The organism is Streptomyces liliifuscus (assembly GCF_016598615.1).
GTDB classification, from domain to species: Bacteria; Actinomycetota; Actinomycetes; order Streptomycetales; family Streptomycetaceae; genus Streptomyces; species Streptomyces liliifuscus.
On the sequence record NZ_CP066831.1, the window covers coordinates 5753286 to 5767774 of the forward strand.

At 69.6% G+C, this 14489-nt stretch carries 15 protein-coding genes and 1 tRNA gene; 10 read left to right on the forward strand and 6 right to left on the reverse strand.

Features of this window, described 5'->3' with window-relative positions:
• Positions 1 to 63: 63 nt before the first annotated feature.
• Positions 64 to 846 carry an FHA domain-containing protein gene (locus JEQ17_RS24660; protein WP_200397242.1) on the forward strand — a complete coding sequence of 261 codons (783 nt, stop codon included), beginning with the start codon at positions 64 to 66 and terminating at the stop codon, positions 844 to 846.
• A gap of 29 nt (positions 847 to 875) precedes the next feature.
• Here JEQ17_RS24660 and JEQ17_RS24665 read toward each other — a convergent pair whose 3' ends face one another.
• Positions 876 to 1550 carry an HAD-IA family hydrolase gene (locus JEQ17_RS24665; protein WP_200397243.1) on the reverse strand — a complete coding sequence of 225 codons (675 nt, stop codon included), beginning with the start codon at positions 1548 to 1550 and terminating at the stop codon, positions 876 to 878.
• Positions 1551 to 1632: 82 nt separating this feature from the next.
• Positions 1633 to 2970 carry an MFS transporter gene (locus JEQ17_RS24670; RefSeq protein WP_200397244.1) on the reverse strand — a complete coding sequence of 446 codons (1338 nt, stop codon included), beginning with the start codon at positions 2968 to 2970 and terminating at the stop codon, positions 1633 to 1635.
• Positions 2971 to 3059: 89 nt separating this feature from the next.
• Here JEQ17_RS24670 and JEQ17_RS24675 point away from each other — a divergent pair, with 89 nt between their 5' ends.
• Positions 3060 to 3821: a DeoR/GlpR family DNA-binding transcription regulator gene (locus tag JEQ17_RS24675; RefSeq protein WP_200397245.1), complete on the forward strand. Its 762-nt coding sequence runs from the start codon at positions 3060 to 3062 to the stop codon at positions 3819 to 3821.
• Positions 3822 to 4233: 412 nt separating this feature from the next.
• On the opposite strand, the gene JEQ17_RS24680 is transcribed toward JEQ17_RS24675, so the two are convergent.
• Positions 4234 to 4932 carry a TetR/AcrR family transcriptional regulator gene (locus JEQ17_RS24680; protein ID WP_200397246.1) on the reverse strand — a complete coding sequence of 233 codons (699 nt, stop codon included), beginning with the start codon at positions 4930 to 4932 and terminating at the stop codon, positions 4234 to 4236.
• A gap of 164 nt (positions 4933 to 5096) precedes the next feature.
• On the opposite strand from JEQ17_RS24680, the gene JEQ17_RS24685 reads away from it, so the two are divergent.
• Positions 5097 to 5804 (forward strand): SDR family NAD(P)-dependent oxidoreductase, encoded by a 708-nt coding sequence (locus JEQ17_RS24685; protein ID WP_200397247.1) that lies wholly within the window; start codon positions 5097 to 5099, stop codon positions 5802 to 5804.
• A 30-nt stretch (positions 5805 to 5834) separates the two neighbouring features.
• On the opposite strand, the gene JEQ17_RS24690 is transcribed toward JEQ17_RS24685, so the two are convergent.
• Positions 5835 to 7370: a fused MFS/spermidine synthase gene (locus tag JEQ17_RS24690; RefSeq protein ID WP_234048351.1), complete on the reverse strand. Its 1536-nt coding sequence runs from the start codon at positions 7368 to 7370 to the stop codon at positions 5835 to 5837.
• A 90-nt stretch (positions 7371 to 7460) separates the two neighbouring features.
• Positions 7461 to 8294 carry a PIG-L family deacetylase gene (locus JEQ17_RS24695; protein ID WP_200397249.1) on the reverse strand — a complete coding sequence of 278 codons (834 nt, stop codon included), beginning with the start codon at positions 8292 to 8294 and terminating at the stop codon, positions 7461 to 7463.
• A 324-nt stretch (positions 8295 to 8618) separates the two neighbouring features.
• Between JEQ17_RS24695 and JEQ17_RS50885 the strand changes: the two genes are divergently transcribed.
• The 5 genes from JEQ17_RS50885 to JEQ17_RS24715 all read left to right on the forward strand — a co-directional run bounded on the left by JEQ17_RS50885 (position 8619) and on the right by JEQ17_RS24715 (position 12533).
• Complete coding sequence (locus JEQ17_RS50885; RefSeq protein ID WP_407700081.1) at positions 8619 to 8831, forward strand: lipoprotein; 213 nt, start codon at positions 8619 to 8621, stop codon at positions 8829 to 8831.
• Between the two features lie 204 nt (positions 8832 to 9035).
• Entirely contained in the window at positions 9036 to 11282 is a 2247-nt protein-coding gene (locus JEQ17_RS24700; RefSeq protein WP_200397250.1) for an N-6 DNA methylase, read from the forward strand.
• 74 nt (positions 11283 to 11356) lie between these two features.
• The gene (locus JEQ17_RS24705; protein WP_200397251.1) at positions 11357 to 11578 is read left to right on the forward strand and encodes a hypothetical protein; all 222 of its coding nucleotides are present in this window, start codon (positions 11357 to 11359) and stop codon (positions 11576 to 11578) included.
• Between the two features lie 254 nt (positions 11579 to 11832).
• Positions 11833 to 12093 carry a ribbon-helix-helix domain-containing protein gene (locus JEQ17_RS24710; protein WP_200397252.1) on the forward strand — a complete coding sequence of 87 codons (261 nt, stop codon included), beginning with the start codon at positions 11833 to 11835 and terminating at the stop codon, positions 12091 to 12093.
• Complete coding sequence (locus JEQ17_RS24715) at positions 12090 to 12533, forward strand: PIN domain-containing protein (protein ID WP_200397253.1); 444 nt, start codon at positions 12090 to 12092, stop codon at positions 12531 to 12533. The genes JEQ17_RS24710 and JEQ17_RS24715 overlap by 4 nt, the downstream gene beginning before the upstream one ends.
• 148 nt (positions 12534 to 12681) lie before the next feature.
• On the opposite strand, the gene JEQ17_RS24720 is transcribed toward JEQ17_RS24715, so the two are convergent.
• Positions 12682 to 12752, reverse strand: a tRNA-Gly gene (locus tag JEQ17_RS24720).
• Positions 12753 to 13308: 556 nt separating this feature from the next.
• On the opposite strand from JEQ17_RS24720, the gene dcd reads away from it, so the two are divergent.
• Together dcd and JEQ17_RS24730 are read left to right on the forward strand one after the other, a co-directional pair.
• Complete coding sequence (dcd, locus tag JEQ17_RS24725; protein ID WP_143640041.1) at positions 13309 to 13884, forward strand: dCTP deaminase; 576 nt, start codon at positions 13309 to 13311, stop codon at positions 13882 to 13884.
• Positions 13885 to 13907: 23 nt separating this feature from the next.
• The gene (locus JEQ17_RS24730; RefSeq protein ID WP_200397254.1) at positions 13908 to 14405 is read left to right on the forward strand and encodes a phosphoribosyltransferase; all 498 of its coding nucleotides are present in this window, start codon (positions 13908 to 13910) and stop codon (positions 14403 to 14405) included.
• Positions 14406 to 14489 lie beyond the last annotated feature (84 nt).

Consider the following 14489-nt stretch of genomic DNA (forward strand, 5'->3'; position numbering starts at 1 on the left):
CGGCCGGGGGAACGACGGCCGGGTGAGCGACGGCCAGGGGAACGGCGGCCGGGTGAGCGGGGAATGCCCGCTGCGGGCGGCCGGTTCCTGCCCGCCACCCACGGGAGCCTCGCCCGGGGCGCGTCCGCGCCGCTGCCCGGCACCCTCTTCGCCCTCGCGCTGACCGGAGGCATGACGATGGGACCCGGGGACGGGCGCGAGATCCTGTTCGGCCGCAACCGGCCCGAGGTACACGTCTGCCTCGGCGAGGACGACCCCCGGCTCAGCCGCCACCAGGGCACGCTCGCCCACCGGGACGGCCGCTGGTGGGTGAGCAACGCCGGGCGGCTGCCGATCCGGTGCGCCGGCGCCCGCCTGCTGTTCCGGGGCGAGGAGCCACTGCCGCTCGACATCGGCTACACCCCGCTGTTCGTCGGCGGTTCACGTGGGCGCGAGCACCTGCTGGAGGTCTTCGTCACCGGCCCCGAGGGCGAGCGGCCACGGCCGCGGCACGGTGACGTCACCCGCCCGCCCCGGGTGTGGATCCTGACCGAGCAGGAGAAGCTCGCCCTCGTCGTACTGGGCCGGCGGTACCTGCTCCACGAGCCCCGGCCGCAGCCGCTGACCTGGAGACAGACCGCCGCCGAACTCGCCGAGTCGCAGCCGCACGCGGGCTGGACGGACAAGCGTGTCGAGCACCTGGTCAACGGCGTCCGCACCCGCCTGTCCCGCGACGGAGTGCCCTGGCTGACCCGCGAGGAACTCGGCGAGCCCCTGGGCAACGCCCTCAACGACAACCTGATCCGCGCGCTGCTGACGTCGACCACGCTCGTACCGATGGACTTGGCGTTGATCGACGCGGCCTGACGCGCGCTCCCGGCGTCTCGTGGCAGGTGTCATTTCCGCGTGGGGCGTCGACTGGGCAGCCAGGTGTCGACGGCGGCCGCCAGTTCGTCACGACCTGTGAAGACGTGTCCGTTCATGCCCAGGGCCTGCGCGGCCCGTACGTTCTCCTCGCGGTCGTCGACGAAGAGGAAGTCGGCCGGGGCGGCCCGCATGGCGATCACGCAGTGATGGAAGGCCGCCGGGGCCGGCTTGGCCGCCTTGATCTTCCCGGAGAAGGCCACGTGGTCCAGGGTGTGCAGCCAGGGCTGCGCCGTGAGGAAGGCGTCCGCGTGGTCCGAGGGGATGTTGGACAGCAGGGCGACCTCGGTGACGGCACGGAGGGACTGGACGTAGGCGACCATCCGGTTGTCCACGCGTGACCAGCTGTCGATGTCGGCGAGGCGCAGTTCCTCGATCGTGCCGGCGTCGACGGACGGGGACGGGGAGAGGGACGTGGACAGGGGCGGGGACGGTGGCGGGGACAGCGATCGCAGTACGGCGGTCCAGTACTCGGGCGCGGACTGCCGACCGGCGTCGTACGGCGGGCGGCAGGCCCAGTAGGCCGCGGTGAAGGCGTCGGTGGGTGTGTGACAGCGGGCGGCCATCTTGGCCAGGGCGCCCGGGCGTTGGTGGCGGGCTATGACCCCGAAGAGGTCGAACAGCACGATGTGTCGGTCGGTGGGCATGGTGAGGGTTCCTCCGGGTTCTGACGGCCGGGGCGGGAGGAGAAGCCTGTGCGGCACGGAGTGAGCCGCGCCGCACAGGCGGTCAGCGGCTGCCGTGTGCCGGCTCGCGCGTGCGGCGCGTGCGGTCGGAATCGGTACGCAGGATCCCGGCGGCCACGGCGGTGATCGCACACAGCAGGATCAGCAGTACGAAGGTGTGGTTCAGGGCGGTGAAGTGGGTGAGCCAGCCGATGACGGCGGGGCCGGCGAGCATGCCGACGTAGCCGAGCCCGGCGACGCGGGAGACATTGGCGCCCGCGGCGGAGGGTTCGGCGTGCCCGGCCGCGCTGAACAACTGCGGGACACAGCCGGACAGCCCCAGACCGAACAGCGCCCACCCCGCGAACGCGGCCCAGATCCACGGGGAGACGGTCACGATCGCGATGCCGACGGCGGCCGTCGCCGCGCCGTATCGCAGGATCGCCATGGACCCGAACCGGTCGGCCAGGCGGTCGGCGAGCAGCCGGCCGATGGTCATGGTCGCCGCGAAGGTGCCGTACGCGAACGCGGCGGTGCTCGCGGGTGCACCGAGTACGTCTTTGAGGTGCAGCGCGCTCCAGTCGTTGGCGGCTCCCTCGCACAGCATGACCATCAGGGCCAGGGCGGCGAGGATCCAGATGCGCCCGCTGGTGCCGCGGCGCGCGGTGGACGACGCCTGCCCGGCCCGACCCGCGGAATTGCCCTCCCTCGCGGAGTCCGCCTCCTGTACGACATCGGTGTCGGCCGTGGTGTCGGTATCGGTATCGGTGTCGGCCGTGGAGTCGGCGGTGGAGTCGGCGGTGGAGTCGGCCTTCCGTACAGGGCCGGTGTCGGCAGCGGCAGGCGCGGCCGGTAGCAGCGCACGTGCCGACACCAGGGCGATCACGATGCCCAGGGCTCCCACGGCGGCCATGCCCGCGGCCGGGCCCAGACCGGCGCTCGCCGCCGCCGCTCCGACGAGCGCGGCGACGACGCCCCCGACCGAGAACGTGGCGTGGAAGGCCGACATGACGGGCCGTCCGTACGCCTTCTCCACGTGCACGGCGTGGGCGTTCATGCTCACGTCCAGGCAGCCGTTGCAGAACCCGAAGACCAGCAGGGCACCCGCCAGCGTCCACGGATCCCGGGGTAGGCCGGGCAGCACCAGGGCCGCGCTGCACAGCACGCCGGTGGCGGGGACGACGACGCGCGCCCCGAGGGAGTCGGTCAGACGCCCGGCCACCTGCATACCGATGAAGGCCCCGAGCCCCAGCAGCACCAGCAGTCCCCCGAGCGTCGCGTGGCTGATGCCCACGCGCTCCTCGATGGCGGGGATGTTCACCACCCAGATGCCCATCAGGGTGCCGCAGAGGCTGAAGTAGACGAAGGTCGCGACCCGGGCGGCCCGAAGCGGATGGTTCATGAAAGCCACCGTAACGAACATCTTGTGCGATCGAATACTGTCTCTTCGCACACATTGAATGTTCGTTTCGGGTGGTGTTCAATCGCGGCATGAGCAACGCAGACCGGCACGGGGTGATCGCGCAGGCCGTCAGGGAGTCGGGCAGGATCACGGTCCAGGAACTCGCCGAACTGACCGGCGCCTCCGAGATGACCATCCGGCGCGACCTCGACGTGCTGGCCGCGCAAGGTGTCCTGGAGCGCGTCCGCGGCGGCGCGCGCACCCTGCTGCTCAGGGGGCAGGAGCCGCCTTTCGCACTGCGTTCCCACGAGGGCGTCGATGCCAAGCGCCGCATCGCGGCCGAGGTGTCCTCGCTCATCGTCGACGGGGAGACCGTCCTCCTTGACAGCGGCACGACCTGCCTGGAGGTCGCCCACCTGCTGCGCCGTCGGCCGGTCACGGTGATGCCGCTGTCCCTGCAGGCCATCCATGTACTGGGCGAGGGCCCGGGCCCGGCCACGCTCATGGTCCCCGGCGGGCAGCCGCGCGCGGCCGAGGGAGCCCTCACCGGCCCCCTCACCCTCGCGTCCCTGGCGGCACTGCGCTTCGACACCGCCGTCATGGGCTGCTGCGGTCTGAGCGCGGCCGACGGCCTGACCGCCTACGACCTCGACGACGCGGCCGTGAAGAAGGCCGCCATCGCCTCCGCGCGCCGCGTCGTCGTCGCCACCGACGCCGGCAAGCTCGGCCACACCGCCTACGCCCACGTCGGCCCCGCCACACTCCTGCACACCCTCGTCACCGACACCACGGCACCGGCCGACGAGGTCACCGCACTCGAAGGCACGGGCATCGTCGTCAAGGCCGTCTGACGAGACGGAAGTCGCTTCTACACGCGGCTACCGCGCCCCGGACCTCCCCCCCCACCCGGCTGATACCTGCGTGAAGTCGGGGTCGGGGTCGGCGTCGGCCTTCCGGGCAGCGCCACTGTGCACGTGGCCGACCAGGGAACGCGCTCCACGACCGGGGTGCGGCTCACGCGTCGCCCCGCGCGCCCGGCCGGTCCGCGCGGTTTGCTCGCACGTTCGCTCCGGTGCCGGGGGACGGGCGGCCCGCCGCCCGATGACGTGGCGGGCGGTGACGGCCCGCTCCATCCGGGCGTGGGCGCGGGCACTGGAGAAGCGCGCCAAGGTCCCCGTCCTCGGTGAACAGCAGGAAGCCCCTCGTGCTGCCCACACCGAGGGCGCGGGCCTGCGGACCGGCCGGGCGGCGGGGGCCGGCGGGTCAGCCGTTCCGCTCCGGCTTCTGTGCGGTGTCGCCCGCCGGGACGGCGCGGAGCATGGCCCTGTAGAGGGCGTCGTGCTCGGGTGAGGCGGGAAGGGGGGCCCGGGCCGGGGCCTCGAAGGACTGGATCATGAGGGCGACGACACGTCGCCAGGCGTCGGGGGCGGCGTCGCCGCAGGCGTTGACGACACCGAGGTTGGCCATGTGCAGCAGCACCAGGTCCGAGGGGTCGAAGTCCTCGCGCAGCCGTCCCGTGCCCTTGGCGCGGCCGATGAGCCGCACCATGCCCTCGTACGCCTCGTTCCGGCGCTGTTCCATGGCCTTGGCGGTGGGGAAGGTCATGGTCAGGACGTCGGCGAAGCCGTTGTCGGCGGCCTGCATGGCGCAGGCGGCCTCGATGTAGCCGGTGAAACCGTGCCAGGGGTCCGGGTCGTCGAGGGCGGTGGCGACCGCATCGGCGTAGGCGTCCATCCGGTCGGCGAAGACGGCTGCGACCAGCGCCTCCTTCGTGGGGAAGTGCCGGAAGACGGTGGCGATGCCGACGCCTGTCTCGCGGGCCACGGAGGCCATGGAGGCGCTGAGGCCGTCGCGTCCGAACACGGTGCGCGCGGCGGCGATGATCCTGCCGCGGTTGCGCTCGACGTCACTGCGCACAGGCTGGGCGGCGGGGGCGTCGGGGTGCTGGGCGCCAGGGTTCATGGCAGGAGTCTAGCAATCGGAAAGGCCTATCCATTTCTCGTGCTACGGTGGTCCCAGTGAACCGGAAAGGGCTATCCGGATCTAGATATGGATAGCCCTTTCCGAATCTTCCGCTTCCTTGACGCTGTCCGTCTCCTCGGCGGCGTCCCTGCGAAAGGATCGCTGTGACCAGCATCGCCATCGTCGGAGCCGGCCCCCAGCTGGGCCTGACCATCGCCCGTACCTTCGGCTCCCAGGGCTTCGACGTCGCCCTGATCTCCCGCAACCGCGCCAAGCTCGACGGTCTCGTCGGCGAGCTCGCCGCCGAAGGCATCAACGCGGGCGCGTTCCCCGCGGACATACTCGACCGGAACGCGCTCACCCAGGCGCTGAAGGACGCTGCCGTCCAGTTCGGCGGGATCGACGTCCTGGAGTACTCGCCGGTGGGAACGTTCGGGATCACCGCGCTGACCGCACCGGCCGAGACGGAACCGTCTCACGTGGAGTTCGAGATGAACTTCCAGCTGTACGGGGCCATCGCCGCGACCCAGGCGGTGCTGCCCGCGATGCGCGAGGCCGGCGCGGGCACCCTGCTCTACACCACCGGCGCCGGCTCGATCTGGCCCGACCCGCGGGTCGCCAACGTCAACGCCGCCGCGGCGGCGCTGCGCAACTGGGCGATGAACCTGCACAAGGAGCTGGCCGACGCCGGCACCGGCATCCAGGCCGCCCACGTGGGCATCGACGCGTCGATCGGCGTCTCTGTCATCCCCGGCGTGGAGGCGGCCCGGCCCGAGCAGATCGCCCCGCTCTACTGGGAGTTGCACACCACCAGGCGCGACGAGGCCGAGCTCGTCTTCAAGCTCGACGCCGAGGGCTTCCCCCGCGGCTGACACCGCATCGGCTCCCGCGTCGAACCCCGTTCACCGGCTGCTCCGTGTGCCGGAGGGCTGGAGGAGTTGGTCGACGGGTGCGTAGTCGTCGGTGAGCAGTTGGGCGTCGCCGATCCAGGAGGTGAGGTCGTCGCCGGTGGAGATCTTCCAGCCGGTCCGCCGGGAGTTCAGCGCCTCCTGGGTCGCGCGAAGGTCGACCGGCCGGTCGGAGGCGAGCACCACCAGATTGCCGCCCTCGGGGGCGACGGCCGGGGCGAGCCCGATATCGGCGGGTTCACCGACGACGGCCACATGCTCGAAGGTCTCGCCGAGGGTGGCCACTTCGGCACGTGCGAAGTCCATACCGCCGTGGTCGATGAGGTTGGCGACGTACAGGCCGTCCTCGTCGAGCACTCGCCGTACGTCCGTCATCGCTTCCACGGTGGTGAGGTGCCACGGCACGCTGACGCCCCCGAACGCGTCGCCGACGACGAGGTCACGACTGCCGGCGTCCAGCCGCCGCAGACCGAGCCTGCCGTCCTCGGCGCGTACGTCTATACCGGCGCCCGGCCCCAGACCGAGCTGCTCGCGATTGATGCGTACGACCCCGCTGTCGATCTCGGACACCCGGCTGCGTGTCCCGGGCCGGGTGGCCGCCAGGTAGCGGGGAAAGGTGAGCCCGCCGCCGCCCAGGTGGTGGGCGGTCAGTGGCTCGTCCTGGGGAAAGGCGGCATCGACCACGGACGCGATGGCGCGCACGTACGCGAACTCCAGGAACGTCGGGTCGTCGAGGTCGACGTAGGAGTGCCGCAGGCCGTCCAGCACGAGTGTGCGCCCGCTGCCGCGATCGGGGTCCGCGACGACCCGGGCGCAGTGGTACTTGGTCTCCGTGTCGCAGGCACCGGGCGCGACCGTGGTGGCGAGGCCGCCGGCCACGACCACGAGGGTGAGGGCGGGGGTGCCGCTCCACCCGCGCGTCCGCCACTCGACCAGCGCCGCGCCGACCACGAGCAGGGTGCCGAGGCCGATCAGAATGCCGCTGACCGACAACCGTGACACGAGTACGAAGCCGGTGAGGACGGTGCCGAAGATGGCACCGACGGTACCGACGCCGGACAGCCGGCCGACCACCGTTCCGGTCTCGGCGAGGCTGGTGAGACGTAACTTCGTCACGATCGGCGTCACCGCGGAAAGCAGCGCGCCCGGCACGAGTATGGTCAGCGCCGCGATCAGCAGCAGCACCGCCGGTGCCCACTCCGCGGTGGTACGCAGCACGGCGGGGGTGAGCGCCACGACCGCCCCCGACACCCCGAGCGAGGGACCTATGAGCCGACGCGGATCGACCTGGTCGGCGATGACCCCACCCAGCCACGACCCGAGGGCGATCGCCGTGAGAGCGATACCGATCACCATCGTGCTGGTCTCAAGAGTGAGCCCCAGATAGGGAGCCAACAACCGCAGAGCGACGATCTCCACCACAAGAACCGCCGCCGAGGCCCCGAACACCAGCCCGGCAGCGGCCCGGGGCCCCAGCCCCTGACTACGAGGCGACCCCTCAGCAACAGACGAGGACGACGATCCACTCACGAACGCCATCCTCGCACGCGCCCCATCGCCCGAACGGCACGGCGGAACGGCGGAACGGCAGACGACAACTAGGCCCGCCGGGCGGCCGGATCAGCGCAGTCCGGCGAAGAGGTCGTTCTCGGGGACGGCCGCGCCGGTGGTGTCCTGGACGCGTACGAAGGTCTCCATGCCCATCAGCTCGCCGAAGCTCTCCTTGCCCATCTTGAGGAAGAAGATGTTCTCGCCCTGGCTGGCGTGTGCGGCCAGGGCGTCGAACTTCTGATCGCTGAAGGCGAGGGTGTCCACCCACGTGGTGATCTCGTCGTCGGGGAGGCCGATCTCGGCCATCGCGGCGGCCTCGGCGGGATCCGGCTCAGGCATGTCCGGATGAAGCTCGCGCATGATCTCGCCGAACCGCCGCATGCCCGAGCGGGGCATCGTCGTCCAGTACACCTTCGGGGTCAGCCCGGTCATCTCCAGCGCCGCCATCGTGATGCGGTGGGCCTGGATGTGGTCGGGGTGGCCGTAGAAGCCGTTCTCGTCGTAGGTGACGACCACATCGGGCCGGTAGTGCCGCATGAGTTCCGCCAGCCTGGCGGCACCCTCCTCGACAGGGGTCTGCCAGAAGGAGCCGGGGGCGTCGTTGCTCGGCCAGCCCATCATCCCGGAGTCGGCGTAGTCCAGCGTCTCCAGTTCGCTGATCTTCAGGACGTCACAGCTCTCCTTGAGCTCCTGACGGCGCATCGAGGCGACGGCCGCCGGATCGTGCCCGGGATCGCCCGGCTTGACACCCCCCGGTCCATCCCCGCAACCGCCGTCGGTACATGTCACGAGAACCGTGCGGATGCCTTCCGCCGCGTACCGCGCGAGAACCCCTCCGGTCCCCGTGGCCTCGTCGTCGGGGTGGGCGTGCACGGCCATGAGTGTCAGGGGTCGGTCAGACATGAAGCAGTCCTCCTGCAGAAGTGCGCAACGGTCCGGGTGCGCGGCGGGTGTGCCGCGATCCCGGGGCCGGACCCTCGTGGGCGGACGACCTTGCGGTCTCCGCGCTCCCCGCCCGTGCGGCGCCGGCCCCTCGGTCGATGCAACCCGGCCGACCGGGCCTGCTGTTCCCGACGCGGCCGCTCGACCCTGACTCCTTGACCTCGACCCAGGGCACGCGGAGGGCGAGAGAGCACGCGCCCCTCGGATTGGTCCCGTGCTGACCGGTCTTCACCGATACCGGACTGGCAGGCGGCCCCTTCCCCGGCACCGTAGCGAGGTACTGACATGCGCCGCACGCTTCTCACGCCCCTGCTGGCGCTTGCCCTGACCGGATGCTCGTTCCTCGGCGTCACCTGGCTTTCCAAGCTCCCAGGGATGCGCGAGAAGACCGACCCGAGATTTCTGTTAACCCCTGTAGTCGTTGGTTCCGGCTGGAGGGAGCGGCCACGTGAACGTTGTCTGACCCGTTTTCACATGCATTTTTCGTCTCGTCCGTGACCGTCGCGGTGCAGACTGCCCGCCACTCCGCCCAGGTCAACTCATTGAGCACCGTGAATGCGCGTTTGGATCGCGCGCCCCAGCTCTCGTACGGTCCTCACGTCGAAGCCTCGGTCAGCCCAACAACCAGGAGTCAACGTGCAGTTGGCACGCAATGAACAAACCGGCCTTGTCACCCGAAACCAGATAGCAGAGCGTGCGGGCGTGAAGCGTCCGGCAGTGTCGAACTGGGCCCGGCGGCACAAGGACTTCCCCACTCCCGTGCGCTCCGGCGATACGGAGCTCTTCCACGAGGCCGAGATCACGCGATGGCTGACGGACCGCACCATTCCTCAGTCGCAGTTGCTCGAAGGGGAGCAGGCGGGAACCACCTTCGCCGACCGATTCCGCCGGACCGGAGGCGACCGGTCGTCTGCGGTGCCGAGAGCCGTAGGGAGCAGCACTCAGCGCATCGGGACCGAGGACAAGAAGGCAGTCGACCAGCTGATGGGCCCGCTCGCGGACCGGGTCCGAGGTCCGGCGACGATGGCGGACTTCGTGAATCTCTGTCTCATCGTGATGTACGCACGACATGCGGAACCGGAGCGGTGGCGCCGGATCGAGGACGTCATGTCGGCAGGCCAAGGGGCCCGAGATGTGCAGTCGCTGCTCCGGTGCCTCGGTGACATGGCGCAGGACACGCTGCGCCGGAACGGCGACCGCACCGACATGCGCGGCAGCCTGCTGCAACTGGAACCGCGGAGCTGGGACGACCTCACCACGGCAGTACGGACGGCGGCGGGCACGGGCGCCGGCGCGTTTCAGCTCGTCTGGGAGTCCTTCAGCGCCCGGGAAGGGCTGCAGAGCTCGGAGTTCTGCAGCCCGGTGGGTCTGGCCTCGTTGTCCGCGGCACTCGTACTGACCCCGGGACTGAAGACCACGGTGCTCGACCCCTACACGAGAGGGGGAGAGATGCTGGCAGCTGCGCACCACCACATCGGAGGCGCGCGTGAGACCTTGTACGGCGAGACCCTCGACGGCCGGCTGCAAGCGGTCGCGAGTCTGTACCTTCTCCACCTCGGCGTACGGCCCAAGCTGACCAGCACCCGGTCCGACCGATGGCCACCGAACCGTGAACACGGTGTCGACGTGGTGCTGACGAACCCTCCGTTCAACATGAGCGACGCACCCGGCCCCGGGCGCCGGACGGGAAACTGGTCGTACGGATCACCGCCACAGGGCAATGACAATTTCGCCTGGGTGCAGTACGTCCTCGGCGCGCTGGTACCCGATGGGCGGGCAGTGGTGGTTATGCCGGTCAAGGCGGGCAACTCGGTGAACGCCGCCGAGCGCGAGATCCGCCGCGCCCTTGTCCGCAGGTGCGCTGTGGAGTGCGTCATCACGGTGCCATCCCATCTGTTCTCCGCGACGCCCGTGCCGGTGTCCCTGTGGGTTCTGCGACGAGCGGAGAATCCGTCGAGGGAAGGCATCCTGTTCGTCGACGCCCAGGAGTTGGGAACGAAGGTCCGACGCCGACGCGTGCTGCGAGACACGGATCGCGACGCGATCACGGCAGTGGTCCGCCCCTGGCTGGATGGGGAACGGTGCCCGGACAGCGAGTACGCGGTACGTGCTGCCGAGCGAGGCTTCTCCGCTGTCGTCGTGGCCCGTGAGGTCGTCGCCGACGAAGGGTGTTCACTCCGCCCTGCCGACTATCTGGGGAGCGGGACCTACGGCGCCGCTCCCACCACGGCCGCATTGCTCGAAGCCGGCGACGCGGTGGCGGAGCACACGGACAGGCTGTGTGCGCCGGAGCGGTGGGCGAGGGAAACGGGGCACGGCTACCGCACGGGTTCGGGACCCGGCGGCTGGAACGAGGCACTGCTCAAGGACCTGTGCGACATTCAACCCGGGCCGTCGTACACCCGCCTACCAGCGGCGGCACGCACGGCGGATGCCGGTGTTCCGCTCGTCTTCCCGCAGGATCTCGTTGACGGGAGGATCGTGGACGAAACCCGGGATCGCGTGCCGTGGCGGACGGCCGAGCGCTTCAAGAAGTTCGAACTGCTCCCGGACGACATCGTCTGCGTACGCACAGGCGCGCAGCAACAACCCGCGCTGGTCTCCGGCACGCAGGCCGGATGGCTGCTCAGCTCGAACGTGACGCGTCTGCGCGTACTCCGGGACGCCGAGATCGACTCCCTGTACCTCCACGCCTACCTGGGCCTCCGGTACGCGCGCGAGTGGATGTCCAACCGCGCAGCGGCCACGGCAGCCCCGTCGCTGAGCTCCGCGGCTCTGGGCCACCTTCCCGTGCGCTTTCCGCCGATCGGGCAGCAGCGGCTGAGCATGGATCTTCTCGGTGAACTCGACCGACACGCTGACGCGTACGCCTCGTTCGTCTCGGCACTTGGCCGACTGCGGGCCGAACTCGCCGAACACCTGCTGCACGGCTCGGTCGAGCCACTGTGACGGCCTGCTGTCGCCGATCTCCCCTACGCGTTTCTTCTCCCTGTCGCCCCTGGCTTTCGGAAGGATCTACGTTCATGCCCGAATCAACAGCCCGTTCCGCGCGTACGTGGCAACTGTGGCTGGCTCTGTACGTTGCCTGCTCCATGGTGGTCGGCCTCTTCGTGAGCCTGTTGGTAGTCCAATCAGGCGGTGGCTCCACTGATGTCGTTCTGGCAGGTGGAGGCGGATTCGCGACCTCCTTCGCCTTGTGCCTCGCACTGCCCGCGGCGGTGCGCGAACTCAAACGACAGAGCTGACCGGCGCACGCCGCCCACGCGGCTGAGCCCGGCCGGCCGAGCCCCGCAAGCCACGGATGCGGCGAACCTGGCGACAGCCTTCCGCGCCGACTCCGCTGCCGTCCCGGCTCCGGCCAGCAAAAGGCCCAGGTTAAAGGACCGAGACCGGTTGACGTCCTACCACTGCTCGCGCTGAGCCTTGCGGCGCGGTTCGTACGAGGTCCGTAGCTCATTACTGTCATACATCAATCCAGTACATGGACTACTCTTGGTACATGTCCATGAAGCGTACGAACGTCTATGCCGACCCCGAAGACCTGGCGATCATCAAGGAGGCGGCCAAGCGGAGGGGCATAAGCGAGGCTGAGATCATCCGACAGGGGATCCACCTCGCGGCCATGGCGAATCGAGTCTGGGACGAGCCCCTTTTCTCGCGGACGTTCGAGGGGTCGGGGCGTACGCAGACCAAGGCTGAGGTCCGTGACGCGGTCGCCGACGCGGTCTGCCGCGAGACAGACCCCGGAACTGCCGCGTGATCATCGTTATTGCGGACACGTCTGGCCTCCTGGCCGCTCTCGACTTGGCGCACGCGGAACACGGAGCGGCGAACGAGGCGATCATGGCGGCCGGTCTCCTGGTGATGTCCCCGCTCCTGCTGGCGGAACTCGATCACGTGGCCACGCGAGAGTTGGGGCGTGCGGCCGCCGTCAGTGCGATCGATGACCTGCGGCGGTGGATGGGCCGGGGTCGGATCGTCATGCCCGAGATCACGCAAGACCACTTGGGCGCCGCGCAGTCCGTCCGAGTCCGCTACGGCGCGCTCGACCTGGACCTCGCCGACGCGGTGAACGTGGCGCTCGCCGCCGACTACGACACCGACGCGATCCTCACCCTTGACCGGCGGGACTTCCGGGCCGTACGGCCGTTGGGCCGCCACAAGGCGTTCCGGGTACTACCCGACGACCTCCCGCTCTGACACGAGATTCGGCTGCGGCCAAGCACGCGCACCCGCAAGGCGCTCGCGCCCTCCGCGTGCCCAATCTTCCGGCTCTGGGCGTGGGCAAACGCCGAAACTACCTGTCAACAAAACAAGCCCCAGGTTGTTGACCTGGGGCTTGGAGAAGAGCGGGTGACGAGAATCGAACTCGCACTCTCAGCTTGGGAAGCTGATGTTCTACCACTAAACTACACCCGCGTAAGACGCCGGTTCGGACGGTTTGGACCGGGGTCGGAAACGCGGAATCACCATACCTCATGCCAGGCCCCCGGCGCTGAAGCCGTGGGGCCCGGTGCTGTTTCGGGGGGTGGACGGGGCTGCGGGGCGCGGGAGTTGGGGCGTACGGTGGAGGGGTTGAAGAGGGGCCGCGCGGGATCGGAGTGCCGCCTGGAGGGTCGTCCTCTTCGTCCCGTAATGTGGCGCTTCCTCGTCAGTCAGACGCCGCTCCTGGGGAAGGGACTCTGAGGACTTGATGGAACGCAGCACCGTCGTCCGTTGTGCCGAAGGGCACGTGTTCAGCACCGCCTCGCTTCCGATGCAACAGGCCGATCGGCTCGGCCCCGGCCGGCTGATCCGTTGCCCACGCTGTGCCCGGCTCCGCAATGTCGTGCCTGTGGAGTACGAGAGGCGCTGAGCGCATGGAGCGCGCGGTACGCAGTGCCGGGTACCGCGCGCTCGCCTCGTTCGCGATCGCCCGGGTCCGCCACGATCACCGGATTGTGGTGGGCCCGGGCGCTCTGCGTATCCTCGGGGCGTGCTTCTCTCTGACAAGGACATCCGGGCCGAGATCGACGCCGGGCGCGTACGGATCGATCCCTATGACGAATCCATGGTGCAGCCGTCGAGCGTCGACGTGCGGCTCGACCGCTACTTCCGGGTGTTCGAGAACCACCGGTACCCCCACATCGATCCGTCCATCGAGCAGGCGGATCTCACTCGGCTCGTCGAGCCCGAGGGCGACGAGCCGTTCATCCTGCATCCCGGGGAGTTCGTCCTCGCGTCGACGTACGAGGTCATCACGCTTCCCGACGATCTGGCGTCCCGGCTCGAAGGCAAGAGTTCGCTCGGGCGGCTCGGGCTCGTCACGCACTCCACCGCCGGGTTCATCGACCCCGGCTTCTCCGGACACGTGACCCTTGAGCTGTCCAACCTCGCGACCCTCCCCATCAAGCTCTGGCCGGGCATGAAGATCGGGCAGCTGTGCTTGTTCCAGCTCAGCTCGTCGGCCGAGTTCCCGTACGGCAGCGACCGGTACGGGTCCCGCTACCAGGGGCAGCGCGGACCGACCGCCTCACGCTCCTTCCTCAACTTCCATCGGACCCAGGTGTGAGTGGCGGCGATATGAGTGATGACATGAGCGACGTGCGCGAGAACCTCACCTACGAGCGCTTCGGCCTCGCCGTCCGCGAGCTCGCCCAGACCATCGCCGACGACGGGTACGAGCCGGACATCGTGCTCTGCATCGCCCGCGGCGGTGTCTTCGTCGCCGGCGGGCTCGCCTACGCCCTCGACTGCAAGAACATCCACCTCGTGAACGTGGAGTTCTACACGGGGGTGGGCACCACGTTGGACATGCCGGTCATGCTCGCGCCCGTCCCCAACGCCATCGACTTCTCCGACAAGAAGGTCCTGATCACGGACGACGTCGCCGACACCGGCAAGACGTTGAAGCTCGTGTACGACTTCTGCGTCGACGCCGTAGCCGAGGTGCGGTCCGCCGTCATCTACGAGAAGTCGCAGTCGCTCGTGAAGTGCGAGTACGTGTGGAAGCGCACGGATGAGTGGATCAACTTTCCGTGGAGTGTTGAGCCGCCCGTGGTGAGGAGGGCCGGGCAGGTCCTCGACGCGTAGCGCTCCGCCGGGTGCCCGCCTCTTGGCTGCGGCGCCGTTGTGGTTGGTTGGTCGCGCAGTTCCCCGCGCCCCCTATGGGGCGCG

Coding starts and splice junctions, on each gene's coding strand:
- JEQ17_RS24660 (WP_200397242.1), top strand. CDS start 64: ATGCCCGCTGCGGGCGGCCGGTTCCTGCCCGCCACCCACGGGAGCCTC.
- JEQ17_RS24665 (WP_200397243.1), bottom strand. CDS start 1,550: ATGCCCACCGACCGACACATCGTGCTGTTCGACCTCTTCGGGGTCATA.
- JEQ17_RS24670 (WP_200397244.1), bottom strand. CDS start 2,970: ATGAACCATCCGCTTCGGGCCGCCCGGGTCGCGACCTTCGTCTACTTC.
- JEQ17_RS24675 (WP_200397245.1), top strand. CDS start 3,060: ATGAGCAACGCAGACCGGCACGGGGTGATCGCGCAGGCCGTCAGGGAG.
- JEQ17_RS24680 (WP_200397246.1), bottom strand. CDS start 4,932: ATGAACCCTGGCGCCCAGCACCCCGACGCCCCCGCCGCCCAGCCTGTG.
- JEQ17_RS24695 (WP_200397249.1), bottom strand. CDS start 8,294: ATGTCTGACCGACCCCTGACACTCATGGCCGTGCACGCCCACCCCGAC.
- JEQ17_RS50885 (WP_407700081.1), top strand. CDS start 8,619: ATGCGCCGCACGCTTCTCACGCCCCTGCTGGCGCTTGCCCTGACCGGA.
- JEQ17_RS24705 (WP_200397251.1), top strand. CDS start 11,357: ATGCCCGAATCAACAGCCCGTTCCGCGCGTACGTGGCAACTGTGGCTG.
- JEQ17_RS24710 (WP_200397252.1), top strand. CDS start 11,833: ATGTCCATGAAGCGTACGAACGTCTATGCCGACCCCGAAGACCTGGCG.
- JEQ17_RS24730 (WP_200397254.1), top strand. CDS start 13,908: ATGAGCGACGTGCGCGAGAACCTCACCTACGAGCGCTTCGGCCTCGCC.